Origin of the sequence: Neorhizobium phenanthreniclasticum (assembly GCF_040066075.1) — a bacterium.
GTDB lineage: Bacteria > Pseudomonadota > Alphaproteobacteria > Rhizobiales > Rhizobiaceae > Neorhizobium > Neorhizobium petrolearium.
The window spans coordinates 25,955-42,275 of sequence record NZ_JBEAAL010000011.1 but is presented as its reverse complement, the minus strand read 5'-3'; the positions used below and the strand labels follow the sequence as shown (position 1 = coordinate 42,275).

Genomic DNA, 16,321 nt, shown 5'->3' with positions numbered 1-16,321 from the left:
CCGGAGGCATCAGTTCTTGGGCCGCGCCGCGGGGACGAGCACCCGGCCGACGATCTGCGAATCGAGATCGTAGACGGAGATCTGCATCTCCTGGCCAATCCGCGTTCCGTCGAGCAAACGGATCAGGTCGTCTGCGCCCGCGACGGGTTGGCCGTCGATCGCCAGGATGAAATCGCCCTCCTTCAGACCCGCCCGATCGGCCGGACTGCCGGGATCGATACGACGGATACGCACCGTCGTTTCCTGCGTCATGCCCGCCTTCAATGCGATCCGACGCGGCAGCATGATCGTATCGACGACGATGCCGATGAAAGCGCGCCGCACATGGCCGAAACGCAGGATTTCGGACACCACGAAGTTGGCGGTGTTGGACGCGACGGCAAAAGCGATGCCCTGCGCGCCGCGAATCACCGCCGTATTGACGCCCACGACCTCGCCCGAAGCCGAAACCAGCGGCCCGCCGGAATTGCCGGGGTTGAGCGCCGCATCGGTCTGCACCACGTCTTCGATCAGCCTGCCGGTCGAGGCACGCATCGACCGGCCGAGAGCCGAAACCACGCCGCTGGTAACCGACCAGTCGAAGCCGAGCGGGTTGCCGATTGCGATCGCGATATGGCCGCGCCGCAATTTCTGGGAATCGCCAAGCCGTGCCCAGGCCTGTACGTCCATGTCGGCGCGCACCAGCGCGATATCGGTGTCCGGGTCGCGGCCGAGTACGCTGCCCTGCCCGACTGCACCATTCGCACTGCGGATGCGCACGGCCTTTGCATCGGCTACGACGTGATGATTGGTGATGATCAGGCCGTCCGGCGAAATGGCGAAACCCGATCCATGTCCCTGATCGCCAAGCCGCTCGATGCGGCTGACGGCGGGACCGACGCGATCGACCGCACCGGCGACAGTCTCCGAATAGGCGTCGAGCAAGGCGCCATCCTCAGGGACTGGAGGATTGATATCGATAAATCCCATGACAAGAACTCCGGAAAACACCCTCTCGGAAGGGAGAAGGTCGTAGAAGGAGCTGATGTGGTGGGTTCAGAGGCCGGAAACAAGAACTGGCAAGACCGGCTCAGTCCTCGGCAAAAATCGGATCCTCGACGAACTTGCCACCCTGGTAGACCGCCATGGCGGAAGTCGGCGCCGGCCGCTCTATGGTCGCTTCTAGTTCGGCGCGATAAATCTCGGCATTGTCCTTCGGCTTCCAGCCGAGATAAGCCGCATGGGAATTATCCCACCACTTGCTGTCATTGTTCGAAATGCCCCAGATGACAGGGCAGCCGAGCATGGGGGCTCGGAAGACGCAGTCGATCAGCGACACAAAATCGTCATAGGACATCCAGCCGGACAGCATGCGGTGGTTGACCGGCTTTTCGAAGCAACTGCCTATCCTGACAAGTGCCGTTTCCTGGCCGAATTTTTCGAAATACATGCGGGCCAGCGCCTCCCCGAAGCATTTCGAAACGCCATAGAGACCGTCCGGCCTCATCGGAGCCTTGGCATCGATATGTTCGTCCTGCCGGTAGAAGCCGACCACGTGATTGGAACTCGCAAACAGAATGCGCGGATGGCCGTGGGCGCGTGCGGCCTCGTAGAGGTTGTAAAGGCCGAGCAGATTGGCATTGAGGATTTTTGAGAACTTGTCTTCGACGGAAATACCACCGAGATGAAGGATGCCGTCACAGCCCTCGACCAGCTTCATGACCGCAGCCGCATCGCCGAGATCGCACGTGACGATCTCCTCATGCGAGGCCGCAGTGCCGAGATCGGCGATATCCGACAGGCGAAGCGTCTCGGCGAAACCGGCAAGACGGCTGCGCATGGCGCGGCCGAGTCCGCCGGCTGCACCGGTGATCAAAAGTCTCTTCAAGAATCAATCCTCCGAAAGCGGCAGGTCGACCGCTGCGATTCAACTTGTTCGTGACAAGTCGCATCGCTTATCATACATGTCGATGAACACCGGTCAACAAGTCCGACACGGTTCGCCCTCTATGCCCAACTTGACATAGGAGCCAGTGCCATTGTGTCATGCGCCGCAGAGCAAGGAGAAGGCAGATGAGCGTTGAAACGAAAACCGATACCGGCAAGGGATCGAAGACGCTGGTCTCCAAGCTCGGGGATGTGTTGCGCCAGGCAATCACCGCCGGCCAGTTTCCACCGGGCTCGCGCCTGCCAAGCGAAGCGCAGCTGACAGAAGCCCACGGCGTCAGCCGCACGGTCGTGCGCGAAGCGATCGCGGCGCTGCGCGCCGACCGTCTCGTCGAAGCCCGTCAGGGCGCAGGCGTCTTCGTGCTGGAACCGCCCACCTCTGCCAAGGCGCCCATGCTGTCTTTGTCGAACATCGACCTTGCGCGCGTTTCCTCCATGATCGAGCTTCTGGAGTTGAGGACAGCCGTGGAAGTCGAGGCCGCCGGGCTTGCGGCCCTCCGCCGCTCTCCAGCCCAGGAAGAGGTCATCCTCGACCGTCACTACGCCGTCCGAGCCTGTCTGGAAGCCTCGCAGCCGACCAGCGAGGCCGACTTTGCGCTGCATCTCGCCATTGCCGAAGCGACCAACAACCCCCGCTTCCGCGAATTTCTGACCATGATCGGTCGCAACCTCATTCCCCGTGCAGCGCTTCGCCCCGACGATTCGGAAACCGATCAAGCCGCCTATATCAAGCTGCTCGACGACGAGCACAACGCCATCGTTGCTGCGATTTCCAATGGCGACGAGGAAGGCGCGCGCGAGGCCATGCGGCGGCACCTGCGCGGCTCGCAACTGCGCTATCGGGCACTCCTCAGAGAGCTCAGGGGATCTGTAAGATGACTTGTTGACACAAGTCCGCACAATCTGTACGACAATTTCGTCTGGAGGAGACACTTACAGAGGAAATCCGCACTATGACGCCCGAAGAAATCAAGACGGTGCTCGGCACCGGCCTTCTGTCCTTTCCCGTGACCCATTTCGATAAGGAAGGCCAGTTCCAGCCGGAAAGCTATCAACGCCATATCGAATGGCTGTCGGGTTTCGAGGCGCCGGTCCTGTTTGCCGCGGGCGGCACGGGCGAATTCTTCTCGCTCTCACCCGGCGAAATTCCCGGAATCGTCAAGGCGGCCAAGGAGGCTTCCGGCAAGACGGCAATCGTGTCCGGTTGCGGTTTCGGCACGCATGTGGGTGTCGAGCTTGCCAAGGCCGTCGAGAAGGCCGGCGCCGATGGCATTCTGCTCCTGCCGCACTACCTGATCGACGCACCGCAGGAAGGTCTCTACGAGCATGTGAAGCGCATCTGCCAGTCGGTCGGCATCGGCGTTATGGTCTATAACCGCGACAATTCGGTGCTTCAGGTCGACACGTTGAAGCGGCTCTGCGACGAGTGCCCGAACCTCGTCGGCTTCAAGGACGGCACCGGCGATATCGGGCTCGTCCGGCAGATCACCGCTACCATGGGCGACCGGCTGATGTATCTCGGCGGCATGCCGACCGCCGAACTTTTCGCGGAAGCCTATCTCGGCGCCGGCTTCACCACCTATTCGTCCGCCGTCTTCAACTTTGTGCCAGGACTTGCGGTCGAGTTCTACAAGGCCTTGCGCGCCGGCAACCGCACACGCTGCGAGGAAATTCTGATAGACTTCTTCTATCCCTTCATGGCGCTCCGCAGCCGCCGCAAGGGTTATGCTGTCGCCGCCATCAAGGCCGGTGTGCGCCTGCAGGGCTTCGATGCCGGCAAGGTCCGCCCACCACTCGACGACCTGACGGCTGAAGAGGAGCAGATGCTCCTGAAGCTTATCGGCTCTCACAAGCGGTGACCTCATGAAGATCGCGTCGGTTCGCACTCATCTTCTCGAACATAAGCTCGATGTCGCCTTCGAGAGCGCCTCCATGCGCTTTGATCGCCGCGCGCATGTGCTCGTCGAAGTCGAGTGCGACGACGGCACGGTCGGCTGGGGCGAATGCTTAGGCCCTGCCCGGCCGAATGCCGCGATTGTTGCGACCTACGCAAACTGGTTGATCGGCGAGAATCCGCTCGAAACGGAGAAGATCTGGGCGCGGCTTTACAATGCATTGCGCGACCAGGGCCAGCGCGGTCTAGCCGTGACCGCTCTTTCCGGCGTCGACATTGCGCTCTGGGACATCAAGGGCAAGCATTTCGGCGTGCCGGTATCGATCCTGCTCGGCGGTCGTTTCCGCGAGAGCGTCAGGGCTTACGCGACAGGCAGCTTCAAGCGTGACGGCGTCGACCGTGTGGAGGATAATGCCTCGGACGTCGCCCGTTATCGGGATGAGGGTTTTCACGCCACCAAGATCAAGATCGGCTTCGGTGTCGAGGAAGACTTGCGCGTCATCCATGCCGTGCGCGATTCGGCCGGGTCCGACATGCGGCTGATGATCGACGCCAACCACGGCTATGACGCAGTCGAGGCGATCAAGCTCGGCAACGCGGCCGCTGAATATGGCATCGACTGGTTTGAAGAACCTGTCGTGCCGGAACAGCTCGCCGCCTATCGCGAAGTCCGGGCCAGGCAGCCGATCCCGGTTGCCGGCGGCGAAACGTGGCATAGCCGCTGGGGCATGCGCGAACCGGTGGAAACCCGTGCCGTCGACATCCTCCAGCCCGATCTCGCCGGCGTTGGTGGCTTTACGGAGGCCAAGCGGGTCGCCGATCTCGCAGCGCTCCACGGCGTTCGCGTCGTGCCGCACGTCTGGGGTACAGCCGTCCATATCGCCGCCGCGCTGCAATTCATGGCGGCAATGATCCCGAGCCCGGTTCGCGTCAACCCGATCGAACCGATCCTCGAATTCGACCGGACCCACAATCCATTCCGTCAGGCGGTGATCAAAACGCCGATCGAACACGAGCGCGGCGTGGTCGACATTCCGAACGGCCCAGGCCTCGGGATCGAGATCAATCGCGACGCGCTCGCAGAATTCCGCATGGGAGACATCTGATGCTCGCCCGCCCCCTTTCCGGCAATCCTCCCAAGACCAGGCTGCCGAAGGGCGCGGTCGATACACAGATGCATGCCTATTTGCCGGGCTTTCCCTCCCTGCCCGGCGGCCCGGGTCTTCCGGAGGGAGAACTGCCGACGCCTGCTCAATATCTCGAACTGATGCGCTGGCTCGGTATCGAGCGGGTCATTGTCACCCAGGGCAATGCCCAGCAGCGCGATAATTCCAATCTCAACGCCTGCCTTGCAGAATTCGGTTCGATCGCCCGCGGCGTTTGCGTCATCGACAGCGCGACGTCGGAAGAGGAACTCGACCGCCTCTCTGCCGCCGGCAATGTCGGCGCGCGCATCATGGATTTGCCGGGTGGCGCCGTAGATTTGAGCGAGCTCGAAGCGGTCGATGCCAAGGCCACCTCGCGGAATTGGATGATAGCGGTCCAGTTCGACGGCAGCCACATCCTCGATCATGAGGAGCGCCTCGGGAGACTGAAATCCCGCTGGGTCTTCGACCATCACGGCAAGTTCTTCTCCGGCGTAACGCCCGACAGTCCGCAGATCGACGCCGTCAAGCGGCTGATCGACGGCGGCAACTGCTGGTTCAAGTTCGCCGGCGTCTATGAATCTTCGAAGGCTGGCGGCCCGGATTATGCCGATGTCGCAGCCGTTGCTCGCGAAATCGCCAAATACGCACCGGAACGCATCGTCTGGGGCACCAACTGGCCGCACAATCTTGCCCGCGAACAGGCAGATTACCCCGATGACGCGGCACTGACCGACACGGTGCTTGGCTGGCTTCCGGACGAAGCGGCACGCCATCGAGCCCTCGTGGAAAACCCGCAAGAGCTTTACGGCCTTCCCGGCTGGAAGCCGGAATAGCCGGACCTTACCGGAGCAGAGCGCTTCGGAATCTTTTTATCAGAGGAGGAAGACATGAAACTCACCAAAATGCTGGGCTTGGCGTTTGGCCTTGCGCTGGCTGCGACCACCGTCCATGCGCAGGAGATCACGCTGCGCTCCGCCGATATCCATCCGGATGGCTATCCGACCGTGGATGCAGTGAAATATATGGGTGAGTTGGTTTCTCAACGCACCAACGGCCGCATCCAGATCCAGGTCATGAACAACGCCGTCCTCGGTCAGGAAAAGGATACGATCGAACAGACCCGCTTCGGCGTCATCGACATGAACCGCGTCAATGCTGCGCCGTTCAACAACCTCGTACCGGAAACGACCGTCCTCGGTCTTCCTTTCCTGTTCCGCTCCACCGAGCATATGCACAATGTCGTGGACGGCCCGATCGGCGACGAAATCCTCAAGGCTTTCGAGCCGCATGGCCTGATCGGTCTTGCCTATTACGACTCCGGGGCGCGTTCGTTCTACACGACCAAGAGGCCGATCGAGAAGCTTGCCGATCTCAAGGGCATGAAGATCCGCGTCCAGCAGTCCGATCTCTGGATTGCCATGATGGAGGCTTTCGGCGCCAACCCGACCCCGATGCCGATGGGCGAAGTCTATTCCTCTCTGGAAACCGGAGTTGTCGACGGCGCTGAAAATAACTGGCCGTCTTATGAATCGGCGCGTCACTACGAGGTGGCCAAGAATTACACACTGACCGAGCATTCGCTGAACCCGGAAATCCTAGTCATCTCGAAGCTCTCCTGGGACAAGCTTTCGCCGGAAGATCAGCAGATTGTCCGCCAGGCCGCCAAGGATTCGGTCGGCAAGATGCGTGAATTGTGGACGGCCCGCGAAAAGTCGTCCGAAGAAAAGGTCCGCGCCGGTGGCGCAAATGTCATCAAGGTGAACAAGGACGAGTTCGCCGCGGCAATGAAGCCGGTCTACGACCGCTTCGTGACAGATCCGAAAATGAAGGATCTTCTGCAGCGCATCCAGGACGTGAAGTAATCCAGAACTGAAGGCCGGCTCTCAACATGAGGGCCGGCCTTTTTGCATGCCGGCGGTCAGCGGACAGCTGGCAAGGAGGAAGGACCATGAGGAATTTCATGCTGACTATCCGACCCGTTCTGGGCGTGCTCAGCCGTTTATCGCTTTACATCGCCGGTCTCGGCATCGTCGCAATGACTCTCATCGTCGGTTGGCAGGTCTTTGGCCGCTACGTCCTGAACGACTCGCCAAGTTGGTCTGAACCGCTCTCGCTCTACCTCATGTCGTGGTTCATTATGCTGGGTGCCGCTGTCGGTGTGCGGGAAAGCGTGCACCTTGGGCTCGATATCGTGCGCTATGCCATGCCGCCGGCGATTCAGAAGGCCATGGACCTCATAAGCCTCGGCCTGATCGTGTTGTTTGGCATTGGCATGACCTATTATTCGGCGCTGCTTGCAATCGGCACCTGGTCCGCCACGATTCCGGTTCTCGGCTGGCCGGGTGGCACCGATTTCTTCCCCATGATCGTCGGCGGCGCGATGATCGCCCTCTTTTCCCTCGAACGTTTCGTCGACGTCGCAATCGGCGAAGAAATCCCGGCTGATATCGTTGTTCAGGAGGCCGTGTGATGGCCTATGCTATTCTTTTCGGGTCCTTCACGGCCCTCATGCTGATCGGCATGCCGATCGCCTTTTGCCTCGGCATCGCTTCGTTCGCAACCGTGCTCTACCTGGGTCTGCCGCCGATCGTCGTCTTTCAGCAGCTGAATTCCGGCATGAATGTCTTTGCGATGATGGCGATCCCGTTCTTCATCTTCGCCGGCGACCTGATGGTGCGCGGTGGCATCGCCAACCGGCTCATCCGCTTTGCGGCGGGCCTCGTCGGCCACCTTCGAGGAGGCCTGGGCCAGGTCAACATCGTCGCCTCGACGCTGTTCGGCGGGATCTCCGGCTCTGCCGTCGCGGATGCTTCCGCCGTCGGCGGACTGATGGTTCCGCAGATGGCAGCACGCGGCTATGACAGGGATTACGCGGTAAACGTGACGGTAAATGCCGCGATTATCGCGCTGATGATCCCGCCATCCCACAACATGATCCTTTATTCCATCGCAGCGGGCGGCAATGTTTCTGTTGCCGATCTCTTCACGGCCGGAATTGTACCGGGCCTGCTGCTTGCGGCCGCGCTGATGGTGACCGCCTATATCGTGGCACGCCGCAAGGGGTATCCATCCGAACCCTTTCCGGGTATCGCGCGTCTGGGCTACTATCTCCTCGCGTCCTTTCCCGGAATCCTCCTGATCGGCATCATTTTCGGAGGAGTCCGCTCCGGCGTTTTCACGGCGACGGAAAGTTCCTGCATTGCGGTCCTTTACGCCTTTCTCGTCGCCATGCTTGTCTACCGGGAGCTCGATTGGGCAGGATTCATCGAAGCGGTGATGGGCGCAGTGCGCACCACTGCCATGGTCCTGCTCGTTATCGGTACCGCCGCCTCTTTCGCCTGGCTGATGGCCTTCCTGCAGGTGCAGACGCTGATGATCGGCACGATCCGCGCCATATCGGACAATCCCATCATCGTGCTTCTCGTCATCAACATCGCGCTTCTGATTCTCGGCACCTTCATGGATATGGCGCCGCTGGTCATCATCTCGACACCTGTCCTGCTGCCGGTCGTCAAGGCGTTCGGCGTGGACCCGGTGCATTTCGGCGTCGTCATGATCCTGAATGCCGGCATCGGTTTGAATACGCCGCCTGTCGGAACGGTGCTGTTCGTCGGCTGCGCTGTCGGCGGCATTACGATCCGTGAAGCAATGCGAACGATCTGGCCTTTCTTCGGCGCCAGCATCGCTGTACTGATGGCGGTGACTTACATCCCGGCTCTTTCGCTCTGGCTGCCGAGCCTGTTCAGATAAGCGCGAAGCATATCATTTCCTGCCGGTCCCGCCCCAGGCGGGGCCTTTCACATGAAAGGAGAGGTCCATGACCATCTACCAGAACTTGATCGCCGGCGAATGGGTCGGCTCCGAGGCATCGAAGAACATCAGCCCGTCGGACACCAATGACGTGGTGGGCATGTATGCCCAGGGCAGCGCGGAAGACGCGAAACAAGCGATCGCCGCCGCCAAGGCTGCTTTCCCGGCCTGGTCGCGCTCCGGCATTCTCGAGCGCCACGCGATCCTCAGAAAGGCCTCCGACGAAATCCTCGCCCGCAAGGAAGAGCTCGGCGCACTTCTCGCCCGCGAGGAAGGCAAGATCCTTCCCGAAGCGATCGGCGAAGTCACCCGCGCCGCCCAGATCTTCGATTTCTTCGCCGGCGAAACGCTCCGCCTGACCGGCGAAGTGGTGCCGTCCGCCCGCCCGAACATCGGCGTCGAGATCACCCGCGAACCGCTCGGCGTCATCGGCATCATCACGCCGTGGAACTTTCCGATCGCCATTCCGGCCTGGAAGATCGCGCCGGCGCTCTGCTACGGCAACACCGTCGTCTTCAAGCCGGCCGATCTCGTGCCCGGCTGCGCCTGGGCGATCGTCGACATCCTGCACCGCGCCGGCCTGCCGAAGGGTGTGCTCAACCTGGTCATGGGCCGCGGCTCGGTCGTCGGGCAGGCAATGCTCGACAGCCCGGACCTCGCCGGCATCACCTTTACCGGCTCGACCGGCACGGGCAAGCGTGTCGCCATGGCCTCGATCGAACATAACCGCAAGTTCCAGCTCGAAATGGGCGGCAAGAACCCGATGGTCATTCTCGATGACGCCGATTTGAACGTCGCCGTCGAAGCCGCCGCCAATTCCGGCTTCTTCTCAACCGGCCAGCGCTGCACCGCCTCCTCGCGTCTCATCGTGACGGAAGGTATCCACGACAAGTTCGTGGCGGCTCTGACGGAAAAACTGAAGACGCTGAACGTCGACAACGCGCTGAAAGCCGGCACCCATATCGGCCCGGTCGTCGACGACAAGCAGTTGAAGCAGGACACCGACTACATCGAGATCGGCAAGCAGGAAGGCGCCAGGCTCGCCTATGGCGGCGAGGTCATCAAGCGCGACACGCCCGGCTTCTATCTACAGCCGACCCTCTTTACCGAGGCCACCAATCAGATGCGTATCTCGCGCGAGGAGATTTTTGGACCGGTCGCATCGGTCATCCGAGTGAAAAACTATGAGGAAGCCTTGGCCGTCGCCAACGACACGCCGTTCGGCCTCTCGGCCGGCATCGCTACGACGAGCCTGAAATACGCCACCCATTTCAAGCGCAACTCGGAAGCCGGCATGGTGATGGTCAACCTGCCGACGGCCGGTGTCGATTTCCACGTGCCGTTCGGCGGCCGCAAGGCTTCCTCCTTCGGTCCGCGCGAGCAGGGCAAATATGCGGCCGAGTTCTTCACCGTCGTGAAGACTGCATACACGCTCGCCTGATAGGATCGGCTCAAACAAAAAGGCGCTGCCGTCGCGAAACGGCAGCGCCTTTTCTTGTTCGGATATGACCGGCTATTCAGCGGCAGCGACACTGGAGCGCTTCGGCAGCTTCCAGTTCGGGCGCGGGAAATGGCAGGTATAGCCGTTGGGATAGCGCTCCAGATAGTCCTGATGCTCCGGTTCCGCCTCCCAGAAATCGCCGACCGGCTCTACTTCCGTCACCACCTTGCCCGGCCACAGACCGGAGGCGTTCACATCGGCGATCGTGTCTTCTGCGATACGCTTCTGTTCATCACTGACATAGAAGATTGCCGAACGATAGCTCGTTCCGATGTCATTGCCCTGGCGGTTCCTGGTAGTCGGATCGTGGATCTGGAAGAAGAACTCCAGGAGATCGCGATAGCTCGTCTTGGCCGGATCGAAGATGATCTCGATCGCCTCGGCATGGGTGCCGTGATTGCGGTAGGTCGCGTTCTGCACGTCGCCGCCGCTATAACCGACGCGCGTCGAGATCACGCCCGGCATACGTCGGATCAGGTCCTGCATGCCCCAGAAACAACCGCCTGCCAGGACGGCCCGTTCGGTAGTCGTCGTCATGCTTTCCTCCTTCGGTTTGGGATTTGCCCCTAAAATGGCGCTCCACAGGCGGAAATTCAATGTCGTCTTGCCAGTGGGGAGGCAGTCACCGCCGGATGGCGAACTCGAACACTTCTTCCTTCGGCTCGACGCCGAGGCCGACGCCGGTTGGCACGACATAGGTGCCCTCGCCTGACGCCATGTCGCCTCTCGTATAGGTGAGGTTCCGGTCGAAGATCGAGTGCTGGTACTCGTGATAGGGCACGCTCTGCAGCGCCGACGCGGCCTGCAAGCTGGCCGCCATGAAGATGCCGACGCTGATCGAAGCATGCGGCATGATGTTCATGTGAAAAGCCTGCGCCATCTGGCCGATGCGGATGAATTCCGTGATGCCCGTATGGCCCATTTCCGGTTGCACGATGCTCATGGCACGCGCCTCGAAGCGCGGCCGGTATTCGTAAGTGGTCCGCAGCTCCTCGCCGAGTGCCAGCGGCACGCCGATGCCGGCCGCAACCCGCGCCTGGCCTTCGAGATTTTCCGGCTGCACCGGCGCTTCCGCGAAATAGAGATTATAGGGCTCCAGACGGCGGATGATGCGGATCGCCTCGCCCGCCTCGAACTTCCAGTGCAGGTCGACCATCAGGTCGATATCCGGGCCGACGGCCTCGCGCAACGCCGCCATCTCCTTGACGATATCCTCTTCGGAAACCACCGCCGCGAACTTGATGCCCTTGTAGCCCTTGCCGACCCAATAGGCAGCAAGATCGCAACGCTCCTTCAGCGTCGCCTTCGGAAGGCCGGAGACATAGGCGCGTATCGCGTCATGCCGCCGTCCTCCGAGCAGCGTCGAGACCGGCACACCGAGATTCTTGCCCGCGAGATCCCAGAGTGCAATGTCGACGCCCGCCAGCGCATCGAGATAGTAACCGCCGAAGAAGCCACGCACCCGCATCAGGTCGTAGAGATCTTCGTGGATGACCGCCGCATCGCCCGGATCACGGTCGATGATGACCGGCCCGAGCACGTCGTCGATGATCGCCTTGGTCGCCTCGGGAGCCACGATGCCGTAACACTCGCCCCAACCGATCTTGCCGCTTTCGCCGATCACCTTAATGAGCAGCGTCATATCGGTCGAGGGATAAATGGTGCGGTTGCCCTTGCGGATCAGATAGCCACGCTCGTTGATCGCCTCGCCTTCCTTCAGCGGTCCGAGATAGGGCACTTCGCGCGGAATGGAGATGATGAAAGTCTCCACCGAGACGATCGCATCGACGACGTTTTTCGGCATGGTCCCGGCTCAGTTCGGTTTATGATTGGTATAGGGCAGATCGGCCTCGGCCAGAAGCAGCGCCAGTTCCTTGGCGTCGCCCTCGTCGAATTTCGGCCCCTTGCCGCGCACGAACGTGTGCTTGATGACACCACGGCGCCGCAGCACTTCCTTGGTCATGCGCATGCGAAAAATCGCCTGGAAGTTCAGGAGCGGCAGCGAGACGTTGTAGAGTTTTCGCGTGGTCGCGACATCGCCCTTCTGCCAGGCATGGATCATCTGGGCATGGATATCGGCAAGCTCGGCGGCCGGCATGGTGCCGGCAGCACCGCGCGCCAGTTCGTCGGTAATGTAGCGCCCGCCGGCCCCGCCGAAGATCGCATCCAGCGAACCGTTGGCGGCCGCCTTGATGCGGGTGAGATGCTGGCCGCAGGGGGCGGTCTCTTCCTTCACGTAGCGGATTTCCGGCACGGCGTTGGCGATCGCCGCCACCTCTTCCGGCGTCAGTCCCGCCCCGATCGGCTTCGGCTGGTTCTGCAGCATGATCGGCACGCCGGCATTGGCCGCCACCTCTCTGAAATAGGCCGTCTGTGCCGCAATATCGTTGCCGAGCGACAACGGCGCCATAACCATGGCTGCCGCTGCCCCGATCTCGGCCGCCTGCGCCACGTGCTTAGCCGCCGCCTTCGGATCCGGATCGCTGGCACCGATGATGATCGGAACACGCCCGCCGATCCGTTCCGCCAGCAGTTCTACCTGCCGCTTGCGTTCCTCGGGCGTCAGCGTATCCACCTCGCTCGCAACACCCGGATAAACGACGCCGTCGACATCGCTTTCGAGCGCGAAGTCGATGATCGACCGAAAGTCCTGTTCATCGATCGAACCGTCATCGCGGAATAACGTGGGAAGAACGGGGAAAGCTCCGGCTAAAGGTTTGGTCATTTGACTGCTCCGGCGGTGACGCCTTGAATGAAGTAACGTTGGAGGAACATGAAGGCCGCAACGATGGGTGCGGACGCGATCAGCGATGCCGCCATAGCGCCGCCCCAGTCGGAATTGACCTCGTTGAGATAGGTGAGAAGCAGGCCCGGCCCGATCGTGCGCTTGTCCTCGGAGACGATCAGCGTCATCGAATAGAGAAGGTCGTTCCAGGACCACATGAAGGAATAGAGGAAAACGGTAACGATCGGCGGGATCGAGATCGGAATGACGATCGTGTGGAAGATACGGAGATCGCTTGCCCCATCGGCCCGAGCGGCGTCGATCAGCTCGTCCGGCACCTGGGAGAAATAGCTGTAGAGCATATAGGTCGAGACCGGCAGCGCAAAGACGATGTAGCTCAGGATCAGCCCCGGTCGCGTATCAAGCAGGTTCAGTTCGCTCATCAGCGGATAGATGGAGATCAGCAGCAGACCGAAGGGAAACATCTGCGCCGACAGCATGAACAGCATCACCGGCTGCCGGCCAATATAGCGGTATTTGGCAAAGCTGAACCCGGCATAGAGCGACAGCAGCGTGACCAGCGCGGCGCTGCAGGTCGAGGTGATCAGGCTGTTCATCAGGTACATCGGCAGCTTGCCGGCAGTCAGCGCCCGGATGAAATGTTCGAGACTTGGCACAGTCGGGAACGGCGTCGGCACGACCTGATAGAGTTCGGCATTCGCCTTCAGCGACGAGATCACCAGCCAATAGAGCGGGAAAAACAGGAAGAAGCCGATCACTGCGAGAGCAGCGAAGAAGACGATCTTTGCGGAGCGTGAGGAGAGGTCGAACATATCAGTTTCCCTTCACAAGCATGCGCAGATAGAGGAAGGCCGGCGGCAGCAGAGAAGCGACCCAGAGCACGCCGACGGCGGAGGCATAACCGATGTCCCATTGCTCGAAGGCCCGGCGATAGACCTCGACGGAAAGCACCGTCGTCGCACGCACAGGACCGCCGCCGGTCAGCGCGTAGACGGTGTCGAACTGCTGCAGATTGCCGATCACCCCGAGCACCACGACGATGATCAGCACCGGGCGCAGATGCGGCAGGATATGGTCGCGCAGAACTGCAAAGTTTCCGGCGCCGTCGACCCTGGCCGCATCGATCTGCTCCTTGTCGAGATTCTGCAGCCCGGCGAGGAAGAAGGACATGAAGAGGGGGATGGAGAGCCAGACCTTGGTCAGAACCACCGCGAGCATGGCGCCTTGCGGCGTTGAGAGCCAGGCCTGCGGGAAATCGATGAGGCCGAGTTCCATCAGGAAGGCGTTCAGCACACCGTAGCGTGCGTTGAAAATCCAGCCCCAGACGAAGGCGCTGACCGTCGAGGGCAGAACCCAGGGTAACAGCGACAGCGACCGCAACACGCTACGGCCGGCAAAGGGCTGGTTCATGATCAGCGCCCAGCCGAGTCCGGCAACCAGCGTGCCGAGCGTCGTCAGCGTCACGTAGATCGCCGTCGTCCAGAAGGCCGCCCATACGTCCGGATCGCTCGCGATTTTCGCGAAGTTCTCGAAGCCGATATAGCGTGGCTCCATCATCTCGACGGTGAATTCGAAGAGCGACAGGCCGAGCGCGGAAAGGAACGGATAGAGGATGACCACCGAGAAGGCCATCGCCGCCGGCAGGAGCAAAAGGAGACCCATCCGGCTCTGCCCGGCTTTCAAGCCTCCCCGGTTCGCATGCGGTGAGACCGGATAGGCTTCGAGATTGTTTTCGATCACGGCCATGAGGTCATTTCCTGTTGGTCTTGTATCTGGCTGCCAGCGGGTTGCGCATGAAGCGCCCCTCATCCGGCGGCCGCCACCTTCTCCCCGCTCGCGGGGAGAAGGACATATGCCGCATTGTTTCCATCGTTCTCCAGCGCCGCTCGGAGCACGTCCCCTCTCCCCGTAGTCGCGGAGAGGGTTAGGGTGAGGGGCAAACCCCGGGCAACTATTCCGACTTCTTGGCCTTTTCCATGCTGGTGGTCAGACGCGCCTGCATCGACTTGACAGCATCGTCTATGGACTTCTGGCCAAGCAGCGCGCCCTGCACTTCCTCTCCGATGATCTGCGTAAGCTCCGCCGCATTCGACCAGATGCCGACCTCGTTGCGGCGGGCATCCCCCGTCGCCGCCGACCAGTTCTTGAGATAGGCGTCACTGGCAACCGCCTCGCGTGCGGACTTGGTGACCGGCAGCGCGCTCATCTTCAGCGGAAGGTCCGTCTGCACCTTGTCCGAAAGGAGGTACGTCAGGAACTTGTCGGCCGGATCATCCGCCTTGCCTTTGCCGCCGGCCGCGAACTGCACCAGGAGATGGCCCCATTGAACAGACACCGGCTTGTCGCCCGCCTTCAGAACCGGCGTCGGCATAGGCAGGACATTGGCGTCGAATGCTTCCCCTTTACCGGAGAAGTCGCGAAGGAAGGTGCGGGTCTGCGGCGCGTCGAGATAGAAGGCGGAGGCGCCCTGCGCCATCAGGCGGCGAGAATCCGGGCGATCGATTTCCGGAGCGGCCAGGCGATCCTTCATCAGGCTGACCATGAAGTTCAGCGCGTCGCGGCCCTGCTGGCTGTCGACCACGACCTTGCCGGCGTCATCGATAATGCGGCCACCGTGGACCCAGTTCCAGACCATGAAGTCGATCAGGATCGAACCATTGTTCTTGGTCGCCATCGTGTAGGGGACCGAGTTCGGCACCTTGTCTCGCACCGCAACGAGCGCCTTTTTGAAGTCGTCGATGGTCTTCGGCGCTTCGTTGATGCCGGCTTTGGCGAGCACTTCCTTGTTGGCGACCATGCCGATCGAACCGGACAGAAGCGGCACTGCCAACTGCTTGCCGTTGATATTGCCCATGGCGAGCGCATCCGGAGCGAAGGCGGCTTCGAGCTTGTCCTTGCCGTAGACAGTGTTCAGGTCGACCAGATTGTCGAGGCTCGCGAAGGTCGGCAGCCAACGTTCGGAGAGCTGGGCGATATCGGGTAACGTCTTGGAGCGGGCGCGCAAAAAGATGTTCTTCTGCATGTCGCCCCAGGTGAAGCCGAGCGGCTCGACCGTCAGCTTGTCCGTCTTCTGGAAATCATCCAGGACGCCCTGCACGATCGCCTTGTTGGCCTCCTCCGCATAGGTAAAGCTCATGAAGCTCAAATCGGCTGCCTTGACGGCACCGGTACCGAGCGCAAGCGCGATCGCCGCGGTACCGATCAGTCTGGTTATGCTGTTCATCAGATCCTCCCAATAAAACGATGATGGAACTCTGTTTCAACCCAAAAAAGGTCAAGCGTCGAGCGCCGGCAAC

Annotated in this window: 16 protein-coding genes; 8 read left to right on the top strand and 8 right to left on the bottom strand. The window is 61.2% G+C overall.

Going from position 1 to position 16,321, the window contains the following annotated elements; all coding sequences use genetic code 11:
- Positions 1-9: 9 nt before the first annotated feature.
- Both ABK249_RS15745 and ABK249_RS15740 read right to left on the bottom strand, forming a co-directional pair.
- Positions 10-969 (bottom strand): S1C family serine protease, encoded by a 960-nt coding sequence (locus ABK249_RS15745; RefSeq protein ID WP_227703142.1) that lies wholly within the window; start codon positions 967-969, stop codon positions 10-12.
- Between the two features lie 100 nt (positions 970-1,069).
- Positions 1,070-1,867, bottom strand: coding sequence for an NAD-dependent epimerase/dehydratase family protein (locus tag ABK249_RS15740; protein WP_348863271.1), 798 nt, complete (start codon positions 1,865-1,867; stop codon positions 1,070-1,072).
- 185 nt (positions 1,868-2,052) lie between these two features.
- Here ABK249_RS15740 and ABK249_RS15735 point away from each other — a divergent pair, with 185 nt between their 5' ends.
- The 8 genes from ABK249_RS15735 to ABK249_RS15700 all read left to right on the top strand — a co-directional run bounded on the left by ABK249_RS15735 (position 2,053) and on the right by ABK249_RS15700 (position 10,219).
- A complete protein-coding gene (locus tag ABK249_RS15735; RefSeq protein WP_348863270.1) occupies positions 2,053-2,805 on the top strand; it encodes a FadR/GntR family transcriptional regulator in 753 nt (250 codons plus the stop codon).
- Between the two features lie 74 nt (positions 2,806-2,879).
- A complete protein-coding gene (gene kdgD, locus ABK249_RS15730; protein ID WP_348863269.1) occupies positions 2,880-3,785 on the top strand; it encodes a 5-dehydro-4-deoxyglucarate dehydratase in 906 nt (301 codons plus the stop codon).
- 4 nt (positions 3,786-3,789) lie between these two features.
- Positions 3,790-4,926 carry a mandelate racemase/muconate lactonizing enzyme family protein gene (locus ABK249_RS15725; RefSeq protein ID WP_348863268.1) on the top strand — a complete coding sequence of 379 codons (1,137 nt, stop codon included), beginning with the start codon at positions 3,790-3,792 and terminating at the stop codon, positions 4,924-4,926.
- Positions 4,926-5,801, top strand: a complete 876-nt coding sequence (locus tag ABK249_RS15720) for an amidohydrolase family protein (protein ID WP_348863267.1) — start codon at positions 4,926-4,928, stop codon at positions 5,799-5,801. Before ABK249_RS15725 ends, ABK249_RS15720 begins: the two co-directional genes overlap by 1 nt.
- Positions 5,802-5,855: 54 nt before the next feature.
- On the top strand, positions 5,856-6,830 hold the full coding sequence (locus tag ABK249_RS15715; protein WP_348863266.1) for a TRAP transporter substrate-binding protein: 975 nt from the start codon (positions 5,856-5,858) through the stop codon (positions 6,828-6,830).
- Positions 6,831-6,916: 86 nt separating this feature from the next.
- Positions 6,917-7,438, top strand: coding sequence for a TRAP transporter small permease (locus ABK249_RS15710; protein ID WP_227703149.1), 522 nt, complete (start codon positions 6,917-6,919; stop codon positions 7,436-7,438).
- Positions 7,438-8,718, top strand: coding sequence for a TRAP transporter large permease (locus ABK249_RS15705; protein ID WP_037147746.1), 1,281 nt, complete (start codon positions 7,438-7,440; stop codon positions 8,716-8,718). Before ABK249_RS15710 ends, ABK249_RS15705 begins: the two co-directional genes overlap by 1 nt.
- Before the next feature lie 67 nt (positions 8,719-8,785).
- The gene (locus ABK249_RS15700) at positions 8,786-10,219 is read left to right on the top strand and encodes an aldehyde dehydrogenase family protein (protein WP_348863265.1); all 1,434 of its coding nucleotides are present in this window, start codon (positions 8,786-8,788) and stop codon (positions 10,217-10,219) included.
- 72 nt (positions 10,220-10,291) lie between these two features.
- Here the strand turns inward: ABK249_RS15700 and msrA are convergent, their stop codons facing one another.
- The 6 genes from msrA to ABK249_RS15670 all read right to left on the bottom strand — a co-directional run bounded on the left by msrA (position 10,292) and on the right by ABK249_RS15670 (position 16,248).
- Positions 10,292-10,816, bottom strand: a complete 525-nt coding sequence (msrA, locus tag ABK249_RS15695) for a peptide-methionine (S)-S-oxide reductase MsrA (RefSeq protein ID WP_210053138.1) — start codon at positions 10,814-10,816, stop codon at positions 10,292-10,294.
- An 85-nt stretch (positions 10,817-10,901) separates the two neighbouring features.
- Positions 10,902-12,083 carry a mandelate racemase/muconate lactonizing enzyme family protein gene (locus ABK249_RS15690; protein WP_227703152.1) on the bottom strand — a complete coding sequence of 394 codons (1,182 nt, stop codon included), beginning with the start codon at positions 12,081-12,083 and terminating at the stop codon, positions 10,902-10,904.
- A gap of 9 nt (positions 12,084-12,092) precedes the next feature.
- On the bottom strand, positions 12,093-13,004 hold the full coding sequence (locus ABK249_RS15685; protein ID WP_227703153.1) for a dihydrodipicolinate synthase family protein: 912 nt from the start codon (positions 13,002-13,004) through the stop codon (positions 12,093-12,095).
- Positions 13,001-13,837, bottom strand: coding sequence for a carbohydrate ABC transporter permease (locus ABK249_RS15680; protein WP_348863264.1), 837 nt, complete (start codon positions 13,835-13,837; stop codon positions 13,001-13,003). Before ABK249_RS15680 ends, ABK249_RS15685 begins: the two co-directional genes overlap by 4 nt.
- A gap of 1 nt (position 13,838) precedes the next feature.
- Positions 13,839-14,771, bottom strand: coding sequence for a carbohydrate ABC transporter permease (locus ABK249_RS15675; RefSeq protein ID WP_348863263.1), 933 nt, complete (start codon positions 14,769-14,771; stop codon positions 13,839-13,841).
- A gap of 205 nt (positions 14,772-14,976) precedes the next feature.
- A complete protein-coding gene (locus tag ABK249_RS15670; protein WP_348863262.1) occupies positions 14,977-16,248 on the bottom strand; it encodes an ABC transporter substrate-binding protein in 1,272 nt (423 codons plus the stop codon).
- Positions 16,249-16,321: the final 73 nt, after the last annotated feature.